Source organism: Paenibacillus sp. NPDC055715 (assembly GCF_053617595.1).
Map to the genome: position 1 here is coordinate 121,600 of NZ_JBSHGA010000008.1, position 19,092 is coordinate 140,691.

21 protein-coding genes and 1 pseudogene are annotated in these 19,092 nt (G+C 45.6%); 15 read left to right on the plus strand and 7 right to left on the minus strand.

Going from position 1 to position 19,092, the window contains the following annotated elements; genetic code table 11:
* The first annotated feature begins 109 nt into the window (after positions 1–109).
* The 9 genes from ACWGOO_RS15190 to ACWGOO_RS15230 all read left to right on the plus strand — a co-directional run bounded on the left by ACWGOO_RS15190 (position 110) and on the right by ACWGOO_RS15230 (position 7,911).
* Positions 110–781, plus strand: coding sequence for a hypothetical protein (locus ACWGOO_RS15190; protein ID WP_452484710.1), 672 nt, complete (start codon positions 110–112; stop codon positions 779–781).
* A 327-nt stretch (positions 782–1,108) separates the two neighbouring features.
* Positions 1,109–1,837: a YheC/YheD family protein gene (locus ACWGOO_RS15195; protein WP_452484712.1), complete on the plus strand. Its 729-nt coding sequence runs from the start codon at positions 1,109–1,111 to the stop codon at positions 1,835–1,837.
* Positions 1,838–1,879: 42 nt separating this feature from the next.
* The gene (gene aepX / locus ACWGOO_RS15200) at positions 1,880–2,779 is read left to right on the plus strand and encodes a phosphoenolpyruvate mutase (RefSeq protein ID WP_452484714.1); all 900 of its coding nucleotides are present in this window, start codon (positions 1,880–1,882) and stop codon (positions 2,777–2,779) included.
* Complete coding sequence (gene aepY, locus ACWGOO_RS15205) at positions 2,779–3,939, plus strand: phosphonopyruvate decarboxylase (protein ID WP_452484716.1); 1,161 nt, start codon at positions 2,779–2,781, stop codon at positions 3,937–3,939. The genes aepX and aepY overlap by 1 nt, the downstream gene beginning before the upstream one ends.
* Complete coding sequence (locus tag ACWGOO_RS15210) at positions 3,936–5,048, plus strand: 2-aminoethylphosphonate aminotransferase (protein WP_452484718.1); 1,113 nt, start codon at positions 3,936–3,938, stop codon at positions 5,046–5,048. Before aepY ends, ACWGOO_RS15210 begins: the two co-directional genes overlap by 4 nt.
* A 15-nt stretch (positions 5,049–5,063) precedes the next feature.
* Positions 5,064–5,804, plus strand: coding sequence for a YheC/YheD family protein (locus ACWGOO_RS15215; protein WP_452484720.1), 741 nt, complete (start codon positions 5,064–5,066; stop codon positions 5,802–5,804).
* A gap of 105 nt (positions 5,805–5,909) precedes the next feature.
* A complete protein-coding gene (locus tag ACWGOO_RS15220; protein WP_452484722.1) occupies positions 5,910–6,266 on the plus strand; it encodes a nucleotide excision repair endonuclease in 357 nt (118 codons plus the stop codon).
* Between the two features lie 109 nt (positions 6,267–6,375).
* Positions 6,376–7,320: a helix-turn-helix transcriptional regulator gene (locus ACWGOO_RS15225; protein ID WP_452484724.1), complete on the plus strand. Its 945-nt coding sequence runs from the start codon at positions 6,376–6,378 to the stop codon at positions 7,318–7,320.
* Between the two features lie 66 nt (positions 7,321–7,386).
* The gene (locus ACWGOO_RS15230) at positions 7,387–7,911 is read left to right on the plus strand and encodes a DinB family protein (RefSeq protein ID WP_452484726.1); all 525 of its coding nucleotides are present in this window, start codon (positions 7,387–7,389) and stop codon (positions 7,909–7,911) included.
* On the opposite strand, the gene ACWGOO_RS15235 is transcribed toward ACWGOO_RS15230, so the two are convergent.
* Both ACWGOO_RS15235 and ACWGOO_RS15240 read right to left on the minus strand, forming a co-directional pair.
* Entirely contained in the window at positions 7,844–8,380 is a 537-nt protein-coding gene (locus tag ACWGOO_RS15235; RefSeq protein ID WP_452484728.1) for a Crp/Fnr family transcriptional regulator, read from the minus strand. The two genes, ACWGOO_RS15230 and ACWGOO_RS15235, sit on opposite strands and share 68 nt — an antisense overlap.
* A 183-nt stretch (positions 8,381–8,563) precedes the next feature.
* Positions 8,564–9,142, minus strand: a complete 579-nt coding sequence (locus tag ACWGOO_RS15240; protein WP_452484730.1) for a TetR family transcriptional regulator — start codon at positions 9,140–9,142, stop codon at positions 8,564–8,566.
* Positions 9,143–9,599: 457 nt separating this feature from the next.
* Between ACWGOO_RS15240 and ACWGOO_RS15245 the strand changes: the two genes are divergently transcribed.
* The gene (locus tag ACWGOO_RS15245; RefSeq protein WP_452484732.1) at positions 9,600–10,328 is read left to right on the plus strand and encodes a YheC/YheD family protein; all 729 of its coding nucleotides are present in this window, start codon (positions 9,600–9,602) and stop codon (positions 10,326–10,328) included.
* Between the two features lie 118 nt (positions 10,329–10,446).
* Here the strand turns inward: ACWGOO_RS15245 and ACWGOO_RS15250 are convergent, their stop codons facing one another.
* A complete protein-coding gene (locus ACWGOO_RS15250; protein ID WP_452484734.1) occupies positions 10,447–11,157 on the minus strand; it encodes an SDR family oxidoreductase in 711 nt (236 codons plus the stop codon).
* A 31-nt stretch (positions 11,158–11,188) separates the two neighbouring features.
* Positions 11,189–11,740: an NAD(P)H-dependent oxidoreductase gene (locus ACWGOO_RS15255; RefSeq protein WP_452484917.1), complete on the minus strand. Its 552-nt coding sequence runs from the start codon at positions 11,738–11,740 to the stop codon at positions 11,189–11,191.
* 213 nt (positions 11,741–11,953) lie between these two features.
* On the opposite strand from ACWGOO_RS15255, the gene ACWGOO_RS15260 reads away from it, so the two are divergent.
* Positions 11,954–12,304, plus strand: a complete 351-nt coding sequence (locus ACWGOO_RS15260; protein WP_354450500.1) for a winged helix-turn-helix transcriptional regulator — start codon at positions 11,954–11,956, stop codon at positions 12,302–12,304.
* 186 nt (positions 12,305–12,490) lie between these two features.
* On the opposite strand, the gene ACWGOO_RS15265 is transcribed toward ACWGOO_RS15260, so the two are convergent.
* A complete protein-coding gene (locus tag ACWGOO_RS15265) occupies positions 12,491–13,231 on the minus strand; it encodes an SDR family NAD(P)-dependent oxidoreductase (protein WP_452484736.1) in 741 nt (246 codons plus the stop codon).
* Positions 13,232–13,380: 149 nt separating this feature from the next.
* Here ACWGOO_RS15265 and ACWGOO_RS15270 point away from each other — a divergent pair, with 149 nt between their 5' ends.
* The gene (locus ACWGOO_RS15270) at positions 13,381–14,286 is read left to right on the plus strand and encodes a LysR family transcriptional regulator (RefSeq protein WP_452484738.1); all 906 of its coding nucleotides are present in this window, start codon (positions 13,381–13,383) and stop codon (positions 14,284–14,286) included.
* A gap of 6 nt (positions 14,287–14,292) precedes the next feature.
* Here ACWGOO_RS15270 and ACWGOO_RS15275 read toward each other — a convergent pair whose 3' ends face one another.
* The gene (locus tag ACWGOO_RS15275; protein WP_452484740.1) at positions 14,293–14,742 is read right to left on the minus strand and encodes a JAB domain-containing protein; all 450 of its coding nucleotides are present in this window, start codon (positions 14,740–14,742) and stop codon (positions 14,293–14,295) included.
* Positions 14,743–15,061: 319 nt separating this feature from the next.
* Positions 15,062–15,930: pseudogene (locus ACWGOO_RS15280) on the minus strand (AraC family transcriptional regulator).
* A 248-nt stretch (positions 15,931–16,178) separates the two neighbouring features.
* Between ACWGOO_RS15280 and rlmN the strand changes: the two are divergent.
* The 3 genes from rlmN (at position 16,179) to ACWGOO_RS15295 (ending at position 19,028) form a co-directional block, all read left to right on the plus strand.
* A complete protein-coding gene (gene rlmN, locus ACWGOO_RS15285) occupies positions 16,179–17,276 on the plus strand; it encodes a 23S rRNA (adenine(2503)-C(2))-methyltransferase RlmN (protein ID WP_452484742.1) in 1,098 nt (365 codons plus the stop codon).
* Between the two features lie 137 nt (positions 17,277–17,413).
* Positions 17,414–18,115 carry a dihydroorotate dehydrogenase electron transfer subunit gene (locus ACWGOO_RS15290; RefSeq protein ID WP_452484744.1) on the plus strand — a complete coding sequence of 234 codons (702 nt, stop codon included), beginning with the start codon at positions 17,414–17,416 and terminating at the stop codon, positions 18,113–18,115.
* The gene (locus tag ACWGOO_RS15295; protein WP_452484746.1) at positions 18,096–19,028 is read left to right on the plus strand and encodes a dihydroorotate dehydrogenase; all 933 of its coding nucleotides are present in this window, start codon (positions 18,096–18,098) and stop codon (positions 19,026–19,028) included. Before ACWGOO_RS15290 ends, ACWGOO_RS15295 begins: the two co-directional genes overlap by 20 nt.
* Positions 19,029–19,092 lie beyond the last annotated feature (64 nt).

Consider the following 19,092-nt stretch of genomic DNA (forward strand, 5'->3'; position numbering starts at 1 on the left):
ATCTCCTGTATTAAAGTTATTACTCTCGCTTGAAAGGTATGCTTTTAATTTTAAATTCAGATTGATGGGGTACAATCAAGGCAATTTTCCTGGAAGGGATGTATAACTAATGAAAACGAAAAAGACCGTTTGGATTCCGGCAATGATTGCAGTTACGGTAGCAGCTTTGCTCGTAATCTACTATTACTACATTTCTTCCGTTTCCGGCGGGGGATCTGGACCTCGACCGCTAGAAGGCGGCGTAAGCAACGTGCCTGCAGGACAAATGGGCCGTCCTCTCGGAGGGGAGGGACGTGGGGGCAACAGGGAAATATTCAAGACTTTGGGTACGATCTCCGTGTTCCTTGGAGCGGCAGCTTTCTCTTGGTTCTGGTTTAAGAAGAAGTTGAGATCGCCATCGAATTTGGTTAGAAAGACAGGGAAGTTGTTACATTCCCTGCATAAACTGCTGGGTTGGGCGACCTTGGTTCTTATTGCCGTTCACGGTGTCTATTTTCTGATTACCAAACTTCAAGATAACAAAACATATACCGGGCTTGCGGGCTTTGCCATTCTGCTGGCGATCGCCGGGTATGGCTTCTTCATTAACAAAGTTCGTAACAAGTGGATGCGGACCGTGCATCGTTCCCTCGGATTGCTTTGGGTTCCCGTGTTGCTGCTACATGCCGGCGGATCCGCGATCATGGCGGTCATCGCCAGCCTTGCAGTGGGTGTTCTTGTCTGGGTATTGGAAAGAATGGCGGGGAAAACGTCGGGACCGATCCTGGGGTCCGATGATTAGCCAAGCAGCAGTCAAGCGGCCGTGAGCCATATACCACCTGGCACGAGAGCAGGCTGCGTCATCAGCGTCTTGCTGGAAATAAAAGATCCGCCACCTTCTGGTAGCGGATCTTTTATGATTTGGCGACAGCCTATTTTCTGTGGCCGGAACCCCGAGCCTGTCTGAAAGGTTTTCTCCTTGGGGTTTTCGTATTTATAACAGCTGGGACATGCTGTTTTGTGACATGAATCTTGGTTTCTAGCAGAGGTAGTGGCCCACGCAGAAGGAAATCTGGATGCATATGCATAATGTGTGCGCAAAAAACCAAAAAGATAAGAGGGATGACTAATGCCCATTGGAAAAATGAAAAAGCATAAAGAAATGCTGCAACATCCCGTTTTGCGTCCGCATTTACCTGAAACCCACTGGTTTACGGATTCAAGGACCTCGCGGATGCTGAATACCTATTCATCGGTCTTCATAAAACCTAATCACGGGAGTGGTGGTAGCGGGATCATCCGGGTCAAGAGATTGAAAAGAGGATATGAGGTTCGTAGGGGTTCAAGTCGAAAGATTGTTGGATCTCGTTTTGTCTTAAAAGCAATGAAGTCATACCGGAAATCCAGACACCGGTATTTGGTACAGAGAGGACTTCGGTTAGCTAAGTACCACGGGTCGATTTTTGACACGAGGATATACTTACAGAAACCAGGGGAGAAATGGGTTATTTCCGGTGTGGCCGCCCGTGTCGCGGCACCTCATAAATATGTTACCAATTATCTTAAAGGAGGGCATGCAGTATCTTTGCATCGAGTGCTTTTCAGCCTTTTTAAGCACAACCGCACGAAAGCGGATGCCTATTTTCGTAAAATCTCCAAACTATCCGTCATCATTGCCAAAACGATCAATGAACGGCATCCGGTTCGCGAATTGGGGGTCGATATTGCCATAGATAAAAAGGGTCGCATTTGGATTATCGAGGCTAATTCACACCCCGGACATATGTTATTTACTCAAATTCCCGATCCTACTATGATCAACACGATCATGAGAAACAAGTGTCTTATTCGGCAGTAGATTCCATGCACGTTATTTTTAGGGGAGAAGGAGTTAGTTTCAATGAAAAAAACAAAGCAGCTTAGAGACTTGATCCATTCACAAAAACCGGAGTTTATCATGGAAGCCCATAATGGTCTTTCAGCCAAAATTGTGGAGGAGACGGGGTTTAAAGGAATTTGGGCCAGCGGGTTATCCATCTCTGCAGCGATGGGAGTAAGGGACAACAATGAGGCCTCCTGGACGCAGGTATTGGATATTTTGGAATTCATGAGTGACGCTACCTCCATTCCGATTTTACTGGACGGAGATACGGGGTACGGCAACTTCAATAATGCAAGGCGGCTGGTGAAGAAACTGGAGCAGCGTCATATTGCGGGGGTATGCATCGAAGATAAGCGGTTCCCCAAAATGAATTCTTTCATTAACGGTCAAGGGCAGACTTTGGCTGATATCGAAGAGTTTTCCGGGAAAATTAAAGCAATGAAAGATACGCAAACGGACGCAGATTTTACCGTGGTGGCCAGAGTAGAGGCCTTTATTGCCGGAAGAGGGCTTAAGGTGGCGCTGCAACGGGCGGAAGCGTACCGGAAGGCAGGAGCCGATGCCGTATTAATCCACAGCAAAAGATCGGATGTCGCAGAGATTGAAGCGTTCATGAAGGAATGGGCCGGAAGATTGCCGGTAGTGATCGTGCCTACCAAATACTATACGACTCCAACCGTCAGGTTTCAGGAGATGGGGATTAGCCTCGTGATTTGGGCAAACCATAATTTGAGAGCATCCATTCAAGCTATGAAACAATTATCTGACCGAATTTATCGGGATGAAAGTCTTGTTCATATCGAAAAGGATGTCGCAACAATCGAAGAAGTATTCCGCCTTCAAGGGGTCGAAGAGCTGCAAGCTGCGGAACAGAAATACCTTCCATCGTCAGAACCGGATTCGGGTGAGCGCGTATAATGGACACGAAATTGTTAGGAGAAGAGCTGAAAAAACTAGGATTTACCTTTTTCAGCGGTGTTCCATGCTCCTTCTTGAAAAGCTTGATCAATTATGCCATAAACGAATGCGATTATGTTGCAGCGGCTAACGAAGGGGATGCGGTCGCCATTGCATCCGGAGCTTATATAGGGGGGAAGAAGTCGGTAGTCCTTATGCAAAATTCAGGGCTGACCAACGCTGTTTCGCCATTGACCTCCCTTACGTACCCTTTTCGTATTCCGCTGCTTGGATTTGTCAGCCTACGTGGAGAACCGGGGATACATGATGAGCCTCAGCATGAACTGATGGGCCAGATTACAACGCAAATGCTGGATTTGATGGATGTGGAATGGCAGTATCTCTCCAAGGATTTAGAGGAGGCCCAAAATCAGCTGATTCAGGCTAATGAGCAAATTTCCCAGCATCGACCGTTCTTTTTTGTCGTTAAGAAAGGGACTTTCAACAAAGAGCCATTGCAAAAACAGCAAACCTCCATTCATTTAAATCAGATTCGACAGCATGGTTCTGGGGATCATCAAATGCCTACGCGGTATGATGCATTAGCTGCCATTCATTCCATGAAAGACGGCGAAACCGTGCAGCTCGCAACAACTGGTAAAACCGGGCGCGAACTTTATGAAATTGAAGATGCAGATAACAACTTGTACATGGTAGGTTCTATGGGATGTATCGGTTCCTTTGGACTTGGGTTGGCTCTGAGCCAATCAAGCAAACATATCGTCGTGATTGATGGAGACGGATCTCTGTTGATGCGTATGGGGAGCCTGGCAACCAACGGGTATTACCATCCAGCCAATATGATTCATATTCTACTTGATAATAACGCCCATGAATCAACAGGCGGGCAAAGTACGGTATCTCATAATGTTGATTTTATAGATATTGCCGCCTCCTGCGGGTATACAAAGTCGATTCTTGTTCACAGCCTTGAGGAACTAAAAGCCTTTTTACAAGAATGGAAAGTGAATAGAGAACTTACGTTTTTGTGCCTGAAAATATCCAAAGATTCCAAGGATCAGCTTGCTCGTCCGCATATGAAGCCTCACGAAGTAAAAGAACGTCTGCAGCGTTTTATTCATAACGCTCCTTTGAAGGGCAAGGAAGTGGGCGGCTCATGAGTTCTTCTGTCAAGAAAAACATTTTGCTTACCCCTGGTCCGACAACGACTACAGAAAGTGTGAAATGGTCACAGGTGGTTCCGGATATTTGTCCTCGTGAAGCCGAGTTTGGCCAAATCATGGAGTATATTTCTACAGAGCTTACCCGGCTGGTTGCAGACCCGGATCATTATGCGACCGTATTGTTTGGTGGATCGGGTACTGCAGCGGTAGAATCCATCATCAGTTCAGTCCCGAATCACGATTCGGTGGTCATAATTAGCAATGGAGCCTATGGAAAACGGATGTGCGAGATAGCGGAGGTTTATGGAGTAGATTATTTTGAATTCAAAAGCCCTCCCGATGATGCTATTGATTTGGCTGAATTAGAAAGGTGTATCCAATCTTCCGAACGCACCGTCTCCCATCTGGCTGTTGTACATCATGAGACGACAACGGGCCTGCTTAACAAGATAAAGAATATCGGAGAATTATGCAAAAGGTATCAAATCGACATGATTGTGGACGCCATGAGCTCATTTGCCGCCATTCCAATTCAATTGAAGGAAATGAACATTGCCTATCTGGCGGCAAGCTCCAACAAAAACTTACAAGGAATGGCCGGGGTTTCGTTCGTGATCGCCGAAAAAAGCAAATTGGAGAATTTGAAAGGCCAGAAACCAAGAAGCTTTTATTTGAATTTGTATGCTCAATACAACTATTTTGTGGAACATGGGCAGATGCGATTTACTCCTCCCGTCCAAACCTTATATGCACTTAGACAAGCGATTGAGGAATTAAAGCAAGAGGGGATGGATAAAAGGTACGAAAGGTACACGACATCCTGGAAAACCTTAATTAACGGGTTAGCCCGGTTGGGTCTAACCTATATTGTCCCTGAAGAGCATCATTCTAAAATCATTACTTCCATTCTTGAACCTCACTGTGCAGGTTATGATTTCCAATCTATGCATGATTATTTTTACAGCAAAGGCGTTATGATTTATCCTGGCAAACTTGAGCAACTAAATACGTTCCGGATTGCCAATATAGGTGATATCACGTATAAGGAAATGGAGTTATTTTTGGAATTGCTTGAACGCTATCTTAGTAGCATAAAATGCGGATGAGAGAGGTGGATTCCCATGTCATCGCCAACAAAGGATAAGTGGTTCAAATATTTGTTATTAAAAAAGCATGCGTCTCTGGCGCGTTACGTACCCGAAACGCGGATTCTGGACGGGTATACTTTTTCGAAGCTCATCTCCAAGTACGGGCATGTTATCGTGAAGCCGGTGTGGGGGAGCCGCGGACAGGGGATCATTCAGGTCTCTTGGGTAGGAAGACATAAGTACGTCGTACACTTCGAGGATATAAAAACTACAATACGGGGTAGAACCAATACCTACCGTTATATTAGAAGAGAAATCGGGAACTCCAGTTATATGGTTCAACGCTTAATTACCCGTCCGACCATCCACAAACGCCCTTTTGATATGAGAGTCATCATTCAACGGAGAATCGACTCATCTGAATGGGTAGTCACAGGAAAGGTTATCAAAGTTGCAGGCAAAGGTTATATTGTTTCCAATAACACACGGAGTAAGGGAACATTATTCACTTTTAAATCCGGCATTAAACAATCTTCCGTTCGGCACCTGTCTGCCAGAGCATTAGAGTCCCATATTAATCGTATTTCCATCCGTTCCGCGAAGAGATTAAGCGCCTTTTTTCCGGGACACCGTATATATGGACTGGACATTGGAATAGACCGAAAAGGACGTATCGGGATTATTGAAGCTAATCTTTATCCGGCAAGGTCCCATTTCCGTAAGCTGAAGGATAAAACGATGTATTACCGCATTACGGATTACAAAAACGGTTGACAGAAAATGAAAAGGTGGCGGACTCATGGGGCAAGGATTATTGAATGGTGTTACACCGGGATTTGTGATAATATTTACACTTATATAAAATGAGGAAGTGACATAGTGATAAATATAACGATTCCAACCCCGGACATCACGATTACCAAACAGGTTAACCCTGAACTGAGCCATATTTACGGATTTACAGATTTCCACCTGATCCCTAGAGATAAGGCTGGTATCTTTATGTTCTACAACGCGCAGGAGGAATTGCTGTTCGTTGGTAAAGCAAGAAAGCTGAGACCAAGAATCAAAAAGCATTTTGAAGACACCGTATCGCCGATCAAGGCCCATCGGAACGAAGTGGCGATGATTGAGGTTTGTATTGTGGAAGATGCGGTAGAGCGAGAAATTTATGAAACCTACATCATCAATTCACAAAAGGCTAAATATAACGTCGAAAAAGTGTTTTTTAAGTAACGAAGTAACTACCGTATGAAAAAAAGAGCAATAAGTCGCAGTGATTGCACTGCTCTTATTGCTCTTTTGTATTACTGCAATTTACTCCTTCCAGAGAGGGTGCCGTGGTATGAACAAAACAGACCGATTGTTAGCCATCGTGCTAGAGCTGCAACGCAAGGATATTTTACGGGCTGAGGATTTGGCGGCTATATTTGAAACGAGCGTAAGAACCATCTATCGGGATATTCAGGCTCTAAGCGAATCGGGCGTACCGATTGTAGGAGCACCGGGCATTGGATATTCCTTGATGGAGGGGTACTTCCTGCCCCCAGTGAGCTTTACCGTAGAAGAGGCTGTGGCGTTGCTGATCGGGACGGATTTTGTCGAACAAAAATTTGATGCAGAATACAGTACCAAGGCGCAAGCTTCCCGCAGAAAGATTGAAGCCATTTTGCCGGAGAGCGTTCGCAGGGAAGTTTCCCGGGTACGTAAGACCATCAGACTGCTGGCGGTGGGTGAAGGGGCACACCGTAGAGAGAAAACCTATTTGGAAACACTGCGTCTGGCTATATTGGAAAAACGGAAGGTACAGTTCGGCTACTCCAAAAGAATGCCAGAGGCCGACGGGAATCGTCAAAGTGTGCGTGTGGTCGCTCCCTACGGTCTTGTGCTGATTCATGGTTCATGGGTTTTGCTCGCGCTGTGCGAATTGCGGCAGCAGCTCCGCCACTTCCGCTTGTCCCGGATGGACGAGCTTACCGTGCTGGAGGACGGATTTCAGTTCCCCGCCGATTTTAATTTGCAGGATTATAAGCAAACCGATGACCGCCATGTATATGTTCGTATATTAGCCCGTTCGGATATCGCTGATAAAGTGAAGGAAGCGAGCAATTTTTACATGGAGGCCATAGAGGAGCGTGTAGATGGATTGCATGTACTCTTCCGCGTTAGACAGCCGGAGGAATTACTGCAATGGATACTTGGATGGGGCGCGGATGTGGTCGTGCTGGAGCCTGAATCGCTCCGGGACCGGGTACGTGCGGAAGCCGAAAAAATGTTGAAATGCTACTGACATAATGCTGTCAGTAGCATTTTTGTATAGTAAAGCTACTTGAAGGAAAGGGGCAGTTAAAAGTATATGAATACAACAACCGAAACATTGCAGCGTTTTGAAGAAACGGTACAACACTATCTCCTTGAATTGGACAGCCTTAGCTTGGAGCAATTGCAGTACACTCCACAGGAGGGCGAATGGTCACTTGGACAAATGTACCTTCATTTGGTGAATTCGGCTCTTTATATGCAACTTAAGAACATTGATCTTTGTCTAAAGCCAGATGGAGAGACGGGGACTAAAACGGAGGCAGGAACGGCCATTTTTGATCTGGGAGGCTTTCCGCCAATACGTATCCAAGTCCCACCATCCCCGCAGTACACTCCCCCACAACCGACTAGCAAAGAAGAAATTGTGGAGGGATTAAACGTTGTGATCCGCAAAATGAGAGAGATTGAGCCGACCATTGGGAAATCAACAGGGCCGTCTACTGTCTCTCATCCCAGATTCGGCGCGTTGAATGCTGGAGAGTGGTTTACGCTCATCGAGATGCATTATCGTCATCATCTTTTGCAGGAGGAGCGCTTGAAGCACGCAATAGCCGATTAATCGTCTCCCGGCGCAGCCCGATGAACTGGCCAATCTCCTCCTGCGTCAGCACGTCCGTTAACGTGGCGGGTGCGATGTAGGAGTGGAACCAGCGTTGAAGCTTCCGAAGCTTCTCGGCAGGTGACACCTCGGTGAGTTGGTCAATTCGTTGCTGCATCATGCGTAATTTGTCCTGTAGCTGCAAAGCGACAGACCGACATTGAACCGGGTCTTGCTCCAGCGCCAGATACCATTCTTTTTGCGACAGAACCTCAATCTCAGAGGTTACCAGCGCCATCGCTGTACCATAATAAGGATTGGGACTGATCAGGGAGTGGTGCGGGATGATTTCATCAGGCACAATCACATTAACTAAGATTTGCGAGCCGTCTTCATGGACTCGGATAATTTTTAACAAGCCGCTCTTTAAGTGATACAGAGGGCCGGATTCCCCTTGTCGAAATAGGGTCTCGCCTTTGTGTAATATCATGAACGTAAACAACCTCCATTTCATGTATTCCAGCTTTTAGATGAACCCGAGGTTTGGTGATCATCAGCCCTGCATTATTAACCAGAATATCCACTTTGCCCAATTCCTCTGGAGGACTCAGTGAAATCGTTGTTTTTCCATCCAAATGCTTCAAATGGGTTTAGTCTTCTTTCCATAACTTTTTTAAGAGATTCCATTTTCTAAAAGCGTCCACACATCTGAAAACTCCTGATCAATCGCAGGACTCTTCCATTCGTAAGCATGAGCGGGATGATGAAAACGGGCTGTGGCATAGAAAAGGGTACGCGCCAGTTGGGCTGGCTGATCCGATGTGATGCCCCCGTGTGCAATGATGTCAGCGAGCTGATCCACAATGTGGGCGATATGTTGGTCGATTAAATCAGCGGCTTGCTCGGTGACCCGGGTATACATTTCGAACATTTCCTCGTCATCGCGGGCATAATACTGCTTGAGTTCGACCAAGGTCTGTATATATCGTTTTAAATGCGGCGTTCCCAGCATAGATGAATCCTGACACACCTCCGTTAACGGGTCGATAATCTTTTCATTCAGCCATTTTTCGGTCACGCCTTCAAGAAGCTCGGCTTTACTTTTAAAGTGTCGGTAAATGGTGCCATGACTTACTCCCAATACTTTGGCAACATCGGTCACGGAGGTTTTGGCTACACCAAAACGTCTAAGTGTGTCTTCTGTAGCGATGAGAATCTGTTCCTTGGTTAATATATCTGAGGATTTTTCCATAGAGACACGGTCAAATTGCCGTGTGAGTCACCTCCTTAAAGTCAGGATAACACAAAGGGAATCAAATGACAAATATTTATTTTTGTCATTTGATTCCCTTTTTCTTCTAAACGCTTACATTCGTTTTCTCAAATAGCGGGGAGAACTTTTCCGCTGTAGTCTGACAGTTTAATCGCCTTCCCGCCAATTAAGGTTGCAATTTAATACATCATATATCCAGAGTGTCTATTGGTCTAATATATTATCCGAATGATCTTTATAGGTAGAAAAAATAAAATAATCGCGTGATTGATACTTAGTTCATCTCGCCCTCCTCGGGATCAAGCAAGACTGAACTAGAAATAGAAGGGGGTTCGCCTCTTTCATAGCAAACTGTGACATTAGCCGTTACCAAGATAGAATCTAGATGCATATTCATGTAATGCGTGCAAAAACCCAAGAGAATAGGGGGATATTCGTGCCCATTGGAAAGATGATTCAATATAAGGAAATGCGACAACATCCCGTTTTAAATTCTCATTTGCCGGAAACCCATTGGATTAGCAATGCAAGGACTTTGCGCATGCTGGATACCTATCGGACTGTTTTCATTAAGCCCAATAATGGAAGCGGGGGGACTGGCATCATACGGGCAAAAAAGCTGGGGAGGAAGTATGAGATTCGTTGCGGCTCCAGTCGAAGAATTGTCAGATCTCACGCGGTTAGGAAAGCGGTCAGAACCTATCGGAGGCCTCATCGCCACTATTTGGTACAGCAAGGACTTCGGTTGGCGAAGTACAAAGGTTCGATTTTTGATGCCAGAGTGTATATGCAGAAGCCGGAATCGGAATGGGTCATTTCAGGGATAACCGGGCGTGTGGCAGCCCCCTCCAAAGTCGTGACCAATTACCGCAAAGGAGGACATGCGGCACCATTGTCCAAAGTGCTTTTAAAGGTCTTTAAAAATGACAGAACGAAAATGGAAGAGACTCTGGACCAGATCATTGAACTTTCTAAAATGGTTGCCGACACGATAGATAAAAATCATCCGTTTCGCGAGTTGGGTATTGATTTGGCTATTGAGAAGAGCGGTCAAATCTGGATTATCGAGGCCAATCCGCATCCCGGATATATGTTGTTCAAGCAACTCCCCAATCATAAGATGATTCGTAACATTTTGAGAAACAAGCGTCGGATTCAGCATTAGGATAAAATTCATGGGTGAGATAGGGAGGAAGGAGGACGCCCAAGCAAAGGCGCGGGAGCGTTCTCCATTTTTTAGTTCAATCTGTACTATATAGCTGACATGATTTTTGGCAAAGCGTTTATGTTAGAGCGTGTCCTCCATCCACATGAAGAACGGTTCCGGTCACAAAATGATTTTGGATTAAATAGAGTACGCCTTGTGCAACATCCTCCGCATGTCCCACTCGTTTTACAGGGAGCTTATTTGCCACCGTATCATAGAACTGATTACGTGCATTTTCAGGCATTTTGCTGCGGGAAGGTGTATCAATAATGCCAGGTGAGACGACATTCACGCGGATGGGAGCAAGCTCCAACGCCAAGGTTTGACCAAGATTCGAAACGGCTGCATTAACAGCACCAAGCGCTGAGGATCCAATCATCGGTTTGTATGCCACCACACCGGAAAATAAGGTAATGGAACCCTTTGCTGAGAGTTTGAGTGCTCCGTATTTAGCCGCATAATATTGGCCCCAAAACTTGCTTTCGAATAGCTTGCGTGCGTGATCCGTTTCCAACTGGAGGAATGCCCCCCCGGATGTTTCTGCCGCGCTAATGACCAGATGATCATGCTTGCCGACTTGTTCAAAAAAGGACCTTACCTGCTGTTCATCAGTCGTATCCAGCACATATGTTGCAGCACGGGGTCCCAGCATTTCTTTGACCTTGTGCAATTTATCTTCCGAGCGGCTGGCGATAACCACTTCCGCCCCAAGCGAAATGACTTGCTTAGCTGTCTCTAAACCAATACCTGAGCTTCCACCAATAATCACAATTTTTTGATTTTTCAAATCAATAACCTCCTATGTTTTACTGAAAATATTAATCATTGAATACGGCTTGTAGATGTGTATCAAGATCCGTAATAAATTTAGGGATATTTGGGTTTTTAATGACGTCGTAGCATGCAAAGCTCTTCAGAGGCTTCATACCGAGAAATGTATGTGCAGAGTGCAAATGACGGAGCGCTCCTTCTAAGCTATCGCCATTAAAAAATCGAGTTGGATCATTAAAGGCTTTTTCCGGGGCATTCCAAGTCGTTGAGAACATATATTTCTTGTTGGTTAACAAACCGCCGCTTCCATATTCACGAGCACCTGTGAAGAATATACCATAAGCGCAAACTTCATCCATATAAGTCTTCAATAACCCAGGAACACTGAACCAATAGATGGGGGTTTGATAAATGACCACATCCGCCCATAAGAACTTTTCTTGTTCTTCGCTAATGGTGTAGCCGTTTTGAACAGATGTTGTTTTGATCTCGTTCTCTTTACTTAAAAGACGCACCATATGGTCCATTAATGTTTGGTTCAATTTTCCTTCGGACGCATCATACTTTTGATGACCATTAATGATTAATATATTATTCATTTCTCCATCTCCTTTTCCCACTGTCTTTGTTGCCCCTGTCCCCAACCGCTAATCACCTCCTCATGTTAGAGAAAGCGTTACTTGCTACATCAATATTGTATATATATTAAATTCATTTAGGGAAGTAGTGATATATAATTCATATAGTTTCCCAAAAGGAATTATTGTGATATTATTGGGTTTAACAGTTATTTTTTGGGGAGGATGGTTCCAATGTACGTTCAAGAACCAATTCAATTGACCAAAGGGATACCAGGCGAGCCATGCCCTATTGCCCAGACGCTTGATTTGATCGGAACGAAATGGACTTTTTTAATCATTCGTGACCTTCTTATCGAAGGAACACTGCGATTTAGCCAACTTCTGAAATCCATGAAGGGGATTAGTCCCAAAACACTTTCCCTACGCCTGAAAGAGCTTGAAGACAATGGTCTGTTAGTGAGAAAGGTTTATCCCGAGGTTCCCCCGCGCGTTGAATATTCGTTAACGGAAAAAGGGAAGCGACTGGAAAGTATTTTTATTGAGTTGAAGAGATTTGGTTTAGATTTAAAAGCAGATCATTGAGGAAATGTTCACTTATGTTGTGGTTTCCACTATCTATATAATAACGAAGGTAAACAGAAGGGATGATGGAAATTGCCAACAACTAAGAAAGAAGATTTTTGTTTTGGTTAGATGATGTGCTTGGGGATGGCCGTATTCATGACATTTTATAATCTATATACCAGAAGTCCCTAAATCTTCGCGTTATTACAGCGTTTGTCCGCTGTCTACCGTAATAATCTGGCCTGTCATGGCTTCCTGTTCCAAGGCAGAGCAAACCATGCGGGCGATATCTTCGGGCGTGGAAATGTACTGTAGCAGCAAATGAGGAAACAGTTGTTTCATTTGATCTTCCCTGCCGGCCCACCATCTTGTCGCTACCGCTCCCGGTACGATGCAATTGACTCGAATATCAGGTGCTAAGGCTCGTGCTAAAGATTTGGTCAGCCCGTGGACGGCCGCTTTGGACACCGCATAAGGAAGTGAGGAACCTAGCCCAGTTTGTCCTGCTATACTTCCCAGATTGATGATAGTTCCTTGTTTACTACGCTTCATAAAAGGAGCTACGGCTCTGGCACAGTAAAACATGCCCTTCACATTTACATCAAAAAGATCATTCCACACCTCTTCCGTGGCTGCCTCCAGATCATCCATAGGAATGTGATGTGTAATGCTGGCATTATTCACGAGTACATCAACCGTGCCGAATTGCTGAACAATCTGGTCCACCATATCTCGTACCTCTTTGTCTTGGGAAACATCCGCCTGTAACGCGATAGCACGTCCACCCTTTTCAAGTATCATTCGCACGGTTTCCTCTGCATCGTTTGTAGAGCGCGAATAGTTGACGATCACCGTAGCCTTTCGATCTGCCAACGCCATACATACGGCTCTCCCAATTCCTGTACCTCCACCTGTAACCAGTGCTACTTTTTGATGTAAATCCATGTATATTCGCTCCTTCTCCATCCATTTAATTTTGCGTCTGAATAAATACGTTCTGATATGTATCATTGTAGGGGATGTACTTGGTTCTGTATAATTGAATTAAACGAAGAGATTGTTCAATGAAATTGAATTTAATTAGGAGTATGAGGATGGATATTAAAACACTCAAAACATTTCAAATGATCGTGAACTATGGCAGTTTTATTCGTGCAGCGGAAGAGATGAATTATGCACAATCTACAGTTACGATGCAAATTCAAAAGCTGGAATCGGATGTGGGAGTTCAACTGATCGAACGGGGCAAGAAAATAAGGTTAACCGAAGCGGGCAGGGTGTTTTACGAGCAAAGTCTACACATTGTAAAGGATATGGAGCAATTGCAGAAAAACATGGAGGATCTGCAATGGGGCACAGCAGGCCATATTCGTTTAGGAGTGACCGAGCCGACCGCCAGCTACCGATTACCGGCGATTCTAAAGCGATTCTTGTCAGATTACTCGAACATTCAAATCTCCGTTGAGTTTGGAAATACCCCTACGTTGAGCGAGTGGATTCTCAAAGGGGATATTGATTTAGCGCTGTGTTCCTCACCAGATTTGGGCACTGAGCTATATTTTGAACCTTTATTTAAGGAGAATTTTGTGGTTTTGATGCCCGAAAATCATCCGCTTGCCGAAAAAACAAGCATTGGACCAGAGGATTTACAGGGACATCGGTTGCTTATTACGTCGACGACCTGTCCATATCGCCGCAAACTTGAAATGGTCATGAAGGAATATGGAATAACCACGTTAGATACCATGGAAATTGGCAGCATGACGGCTCTAAAGTTTTATGTGGAAAGCGGGTTAGGTATTGCCCTTGTGCCCCAAATTCTAGTGAATCCAGTTCCGACAGGAACAACGACGAGGGAATTAAGCGGCAGCTTGATAGATATGACTTTCGGCATTCTCTGTAAAACAACAGAGTACCCGTTAAAAATGGCAGGTTCAAAGCTATATACAGTATTGAAGCAAGAGCTTAAGGGGGAAGCCTTTCAAAATAATTTGGGCTGATGTTCACTACATAAGTCCCTCTTCCTTCATGCTAATGAACGTTTTGTCTCCTAATATGACATGATCCAGCAATTCGATACCGAGTAAAAGCCCTGCGTCTCGTAATCGGAGTGTGGTGCTTACATCTTCCGAGCTAGGAACAGGTGTACCTGAAGGATGATTATGGTAAGCAATGATAGATGCAGAGTTGGCAAGTACGGCGAGCTTATAAGTTTCTCTTAGGTGAACCAATAAGGTATTCAATGTACCGCAAGATACTTGATGTAGCGCAGTAGGCTCATTTTTAGTATTTAAACAAAGAATGCAAAAGGCTTCACGATCATAGTCACCGATAAAGCTTCTGAATAATCCGACTGCATCCTGAGGTGAGCTGATAGTTCGGTTAGGGTAAAGTAACGAAGTTTTCTCCCGAACTATGCGCAAAGTGATAATTTCTACACGCTTAGGTTTATTCATTTTGCGAGCTCCTTTTGATACGTTATAAATATGTAATTTTTGGATTTATATTTCGTAGCGTTTTGTGACCTCGGCATGTTCATTACCTCATTTAAGAATAACCGAGGTACCCAAAGGATTAGCCCTCTATATATGTTGATTTACTGCACTTTAACATCTATAGATAATAATATAGCAGTATTTGTGAATAGTCTTTTATGGGGGGGCAGGATCAGGAGATGGCTCTACAGGTTTTGAAATCAGTATTAGAGTGGGAGAAACACAAAAATCAATAATTTACAGCAGAAAACCGACTGCCTTTGGCAATCGGTTCATTGGTTTACTTTTTGCTAACCGGAATCCATACCTCGCATCGGTAATCCTCAGCACGGCAGTCTCCCATAGTATACACTTCCAGCTCCGGGCCGCCTGAATGCTCATAATTGCTGGCCGGGAACCATTCCTGAAAAATTCTTTGCCATACGTTTTGGATCGAATGAGGCATAGGGCCGATAGATGTAAACACTGCCCAGGTTGCAGCCGGAATGGTTCTGGCTTCTAATCCGTTGGAAGCGGCTACGTCCTCGCCACCCTCTGCGGCAATCAGGTACGTGAATTTCTCTTCACCATGCTTGAAATCCAAACAAATACCGAGGATATCCTCGCTTGTTCCCAAGACTTGAATCCGATCCGACGTACCATCTGCGTTCAGCTCGTCCCAGAATTTCGGGATTTCCCGGAAATTTTCACCGTCTTTCGTTGTAACTTGGATGGACTTTCCAATGACCGTAAAGGCTGCTTTCTCTACAATTTTATAATCCATATCCTGATCTCCCTTCAACGATAGATGGAAGGTAATGCGTGGAAAGGCTTTCAGGTTCACCCCAGGGCTCTGGCCTCAGAGGGAGATATACCATGTACCTTACGGAACGCTTTAGAAAAAGATTCGGGGGAATCATATCCGTATTTGAACGCTACATCCAAGACTTTGGTGGTAGAAAGACTCAATTCCTGTGCAGCCAAGGTCAATCGACGTTTACGTATATAATCGGCTACCGTGACGCCGGTTAGCATATGAAACATACGTTGAAAATGAAAAGGAGACGAATAGGCTGCCTTTGCAATTTCGTCGATATCCAGCGGCTTCTGCATTCTTTCTTCCATCAGATCCAGCGCGTTCTTGATCCGAAGTAACCATTCCAACCGCATCATCTTCCCTGGTTGTAATCATATCATTGGCGATGTCTATAATCCTGTCATTGCGTGCTCTTGTTGAACAGGATACCACCGTCCTGCCCCCTTGTGTTCATAATTAAAATTTGGGACAATAGAAGAAGCGTTTGAATAGCGCAGAGCGCTCAAACATGCTATGATGCAATGATAGTTGAGACGAGTCGTGATGGCTAGGGTTTATATATAGAAATACGAATTTTAACGTTTTGAAAAGAGGATCGAACATGAAAAAAGAATCCATTTATGGATTAACGCTAGATCAGTTGACAACATGGCTCATCGAGCATGGACATAAGAAATCCCGGGCGTTGCAGGTATGGGACGCATTGTACCGGAAACGGATTACTGATTTTGCTGCGATGACGGAGGTTCACGAGAATTGTACCCGCCTGTTGGCAGAACATTTTCCGATTGAAACATTGGAAGAGCATGTGAAGCAGCAGTCGGCGGATGGGACGGTCAAATTCTTGTTCCGTCTACAGGATGGTAATTTGATTGAGACGGTATTGATGCGGCACAAGTTCGGACTGTCTGTATGTGTGACGACGCAGGTGGGTTGTAACATTGGATGCAGCTTCTGTGCGAGCGGACTGTTGAAGAAGAGTCGCGATTTGTCCAGCGGTGAAATTGTAGAGCAAATTATGAAGGTGCAGCTGTATCTGGACAAGGAACGTCCGGGCGATCGGGTCAGTCACATCGTTGTGATGGGGATTGGCGAGCCGTTTGATAACTTTGTGAACCTGTCCGATTTCATTCGGGTCATTAAGGATCACAAAGGACTGGCGATTGGTCCTCGGCATATTACGGTTTCTACGAGTGGACTTGCCGATAAAATTATTGAATTTGCCGATACCGATCTGCATGTCAATTTGGCGATTTCCCTCCATGCGCCGAATAATGAGACTCGTACCCGTATTATGAAGATTAATCGGGCGATTCCGATTGAGAAGCTGATGCAGGCGATTGATTATTATTTGGACAAAACGAATCGTCGAATCACGCTGGAATACATTTTGCTGAAGGACGTTAATGACGGTAAGGAGCATGCGCTGGAACTGGCTGAGCTGGTAGGCCATCGTCGTAATCTGGCGAACGTGAACCTGATTCCGTACAATCCGGTGGATGAACATAGCCAATACCAGCGGAGCGAGCCGGAATCCATTACCAGCTTTTATGATGTACTGAAAAAGCAGGGCATTAGCTGTAGCGTCCGGCTGGAACACGGGACTGACATTGACGCGGCCTGCGGACAGCTGCGAAGCAAGCAAATTCGCAAGGATGCAAAAGGTAGTCACAATTCGGAATGCGAAGCCATTAGTTAAATGCACAAGCGTACTCTCTCACAGGAGTACGCTTTTTTTGTACCACGGATCAGGGGATAAAACATCTGAAAATGTGAAAATAATCACGTAGTAGTTGCTGCTTTTACGTTATAATAAGTGGTTAGTGGAGGGGTTATATGACTAACATAATTTCGAATGTGGCGCTCGTTCCGGGCATCTATGTGATGAAAGTAGAGGGGAACTTTAAAGGGGAAATGGGGCAGTTCTACATGCTGCGCAGCGGGATGAGTTACCCACTGCTACCCAGACCCATTAGCATTTATGATATTGGGGACAATCATATTTCCTTTTTATACCGGGTTGTTGGAGAGGGGACAAGCCTGTTTTCCCAGCTACAGCCGGGTCAGGAGATTCAACTGGAGGGACCGTTCGGCAATGGTTTTCCGCAGGTAGAGGGAAGCCTGGCTTTAATTGGCGGTGGAATGGGCACGGCTCCATTGCTGCTGGCTGCGAAGCATTACCCCCATGCGCACGTTTATCTGGGGTTTGCGCAGCAAGCCTTCGGGGTTGAGGCATTCGAAGCTGTGGCGGCATCAGTGCAAGTCAAGGTAGGGGGAAGCATCGTCGAGCAGGTCGATCCGGCTCTCTATGCGAATATGTTTTCCTGCGGGCCGACTCCAATGTTACAAGCGCTCGCGATGAAAACAGCTGGCTCGTCGTCCCGTTTATATATATCAACAGAAAGACACATGGCCTGTGGGATTGGCGCGTGTTTGGGCTGTACCATGCATACCCGTGGAGGTAATAAGAGGGTCTGTAAGGAAGGACCTGTATTCCCGGTAGAGGAGGTGGATTTTGATGATCTCCATGGCGTGTAATATTGCGGGCGTAACGTTCAAAAATCCGATCATCATGGCATCGGGTACATTTGGGTTCGGGCGTGAGTATGCGGAATTTTACTCTCCTGAACTGTTGGGAGGCATCGTCGGCAAGGGATTAACCCTTCATCCGAAGGCTGGGAATACCGGATCACGAATACATGAAACAGCATCCGGTATGCTCAATAGCGTGGGACTGGAAAATCCGGGTGTTGCCGCCTTTTTGAAGGATGAACTGGATGAAATGACACGCTGGAACACGGCTGTGATTGCCAATGTGGGTGGCTCCAATCTAGAGGAGTACGTTCAGGCCGTAGCCATGATTACGGAAAATGCGCAAAAACGGCGCACGATGAATCGCAGAGGCGTCGATATGCTGGAATTGAACATTTCATGTCCCAACGTCAAGCAGGGCGGGATGCAATTCGGCATCCAGACGGAGGTGGCACGGGACATCGTGCGGCAGGTGCGCAACGTAACGGCGCTTCCGCTGGTCGTCAAGCTGTCTCCAAATGCCGAGAACATCACGCAGATGGCGGTTATGTGCGAGGAAGAAGGCGCGGACGGGGTTTCGCTGATCAATACATTTTCGGCGATGAAAATAGATATACGTCGGCGACGCAGTGTTTTCGCAAATACGTACGCAGGTCTTTCCGGCCCGGCGATCAAGCCAATTGCCTTACGCATGGTTCATCAGGTGGCGCAGGCGGTGTCGATTCCGGTGATCGGAATGGGCGGCATCAGCTCGGTGGAGGATATTATCGAATTCACAATGGCGGGAGCGGCTGCGATTCAGGTGGGAACATACAATTTTGTCCACTTGCACGCAGGAGCTGAGCTGGTCTACGGTCTTGAAGAATGGATGCAGCGGGAAAAAGTGCAGTCGTTGGATGAGATACGGGGAATTTTGTGAATTTCGTACCCCATTGTATAAACTTAAGCATACAAAACCGGCTTGTCTTCTAAGGCAAGCCGGT

Bases quoted from the DNA above. Each gene is read 5' to 3' on its own strand.
- ACWGOO_RS15190 (WP_452484710.1), top strand. From the start codon at position 110: ATGAAAACGAAAAAGACCGTTTGGATTCCGGCAATGATTGCAGTTACG.
- ACWGOO_RS15195 (WP_452484712.1), top strand. From the start codon at position 1,109: ATGCCCATTGGAAAAATGAAAAAGCATAAAGAAATGCTGCAACATCCC.
- aepX (WP_452484714.1), top strand. From the start codon at position 1,880: ATGAAAAAAACAAAGCAGCTTAGAGACTTGATCCATTCACAAAAACCG.
- aepY (WP_452484716.1), top strand. From the start codon at position 2,779: ATGGACACGAAATTGTTAGGAGAAGAGCTGAAAAAACTAGGATTTACC.
- ACWGOO_RS15210 (WP_452484718.1), top strand. From the start codon at position 3,936: ATGAGTTCTTCTGTCAAGAAAAACATTTTGCTTACCCCTGGTCCGACA.
- ACWGOO_RS15215 (WP_452484720.1), top strand. From the start codon at position 5,064: ATGTCATCGCCAACAAAGGATAAGTGGTTCAAATATTTGTTATTAAAA.
- ACWGOO_RS15225 (WP_452484724.1), top strand. From the start codon at position 6,376: ATGAACAAAACAGACCGATTGTTAGCCATCGTGCTAGAGCTGCAACGC.
- ACWGOO_RS15230 (WP_452484726.1), top strand. From the start codon at position 7,387: ATGAATACAACAACCGAAACATTGCAGCGTTTTGAAGAAACGGTACAA.
- ACWGOO_RS15235 (WP_452484728.1), bottom strand. From the start codon at position 8,380: ATGATATTACACAAAGGCGAGACCCTATTTCGACAAGGGGAATCCGGC.
- ACWGOO_RS15240 (WP_452484730.1), bottom strand. From the start codon at position 9,142: ATGGAAAAATCCTCAGATATATTAACCAAGGAACAGATTCTCATCGCT.
- ACWGOO_RS15255 (WP_452484917.1), bottom strand. From the start codon at position 11,740: ATGAATAATATATTAATCATTAATGGTCATCAAAAGTATGATGCGTCC.
- ACWGOO_RS15260 (WP_354450500.1), top strand. From the start codon at position 11,954: ATGTACGTTCAAGAACCAATTCAATTGACCAAAGGGATACCAGGCGAG.
- ACWGOO_RS15265 (WP_452484736.1), bottom strand. From the start codon at position 13,231: ATGGATTTACATCAAAAAGTAGCACTGGTTACAGGTGGAGGTACAGGA.
- ACWGOO_RS15270 (WP_452484738.1), top strand. From the start codon at position 13,381: ATGGATATTAAAACACTCAAAACATTTCAAATGATCGTGAACTATGGC.
- ACWGOO_RS15275 (WP_452484740.1), bottom strand. From the start codon at position 14,742: ATGAATAAACCTAAGCGTGTAGAAATTATCACTTTGCGCATAGTTCGG.
- rlmN (WP_452484742.1), top strand. From the start codon at position 16,179: ATGAAAAAAGAATCCATTTATGGATTAACGCTAGATCAGTTGACAACA.
- ACWGOO_RS15290 (WP_452484744.1), top strand. From the start codon at position 17,414: ATGACTAACATAATTTCGAATGTGGCGCTCGTTCCGGGCATCTATGTG.
- ACWGOO_RS15295 (WP_452484746.1), top strand. From the start codon at position 18,096: ATGATCTCCATGGCGTGTAATATTGCGGGCGTAACGTTCAAAAATCCG.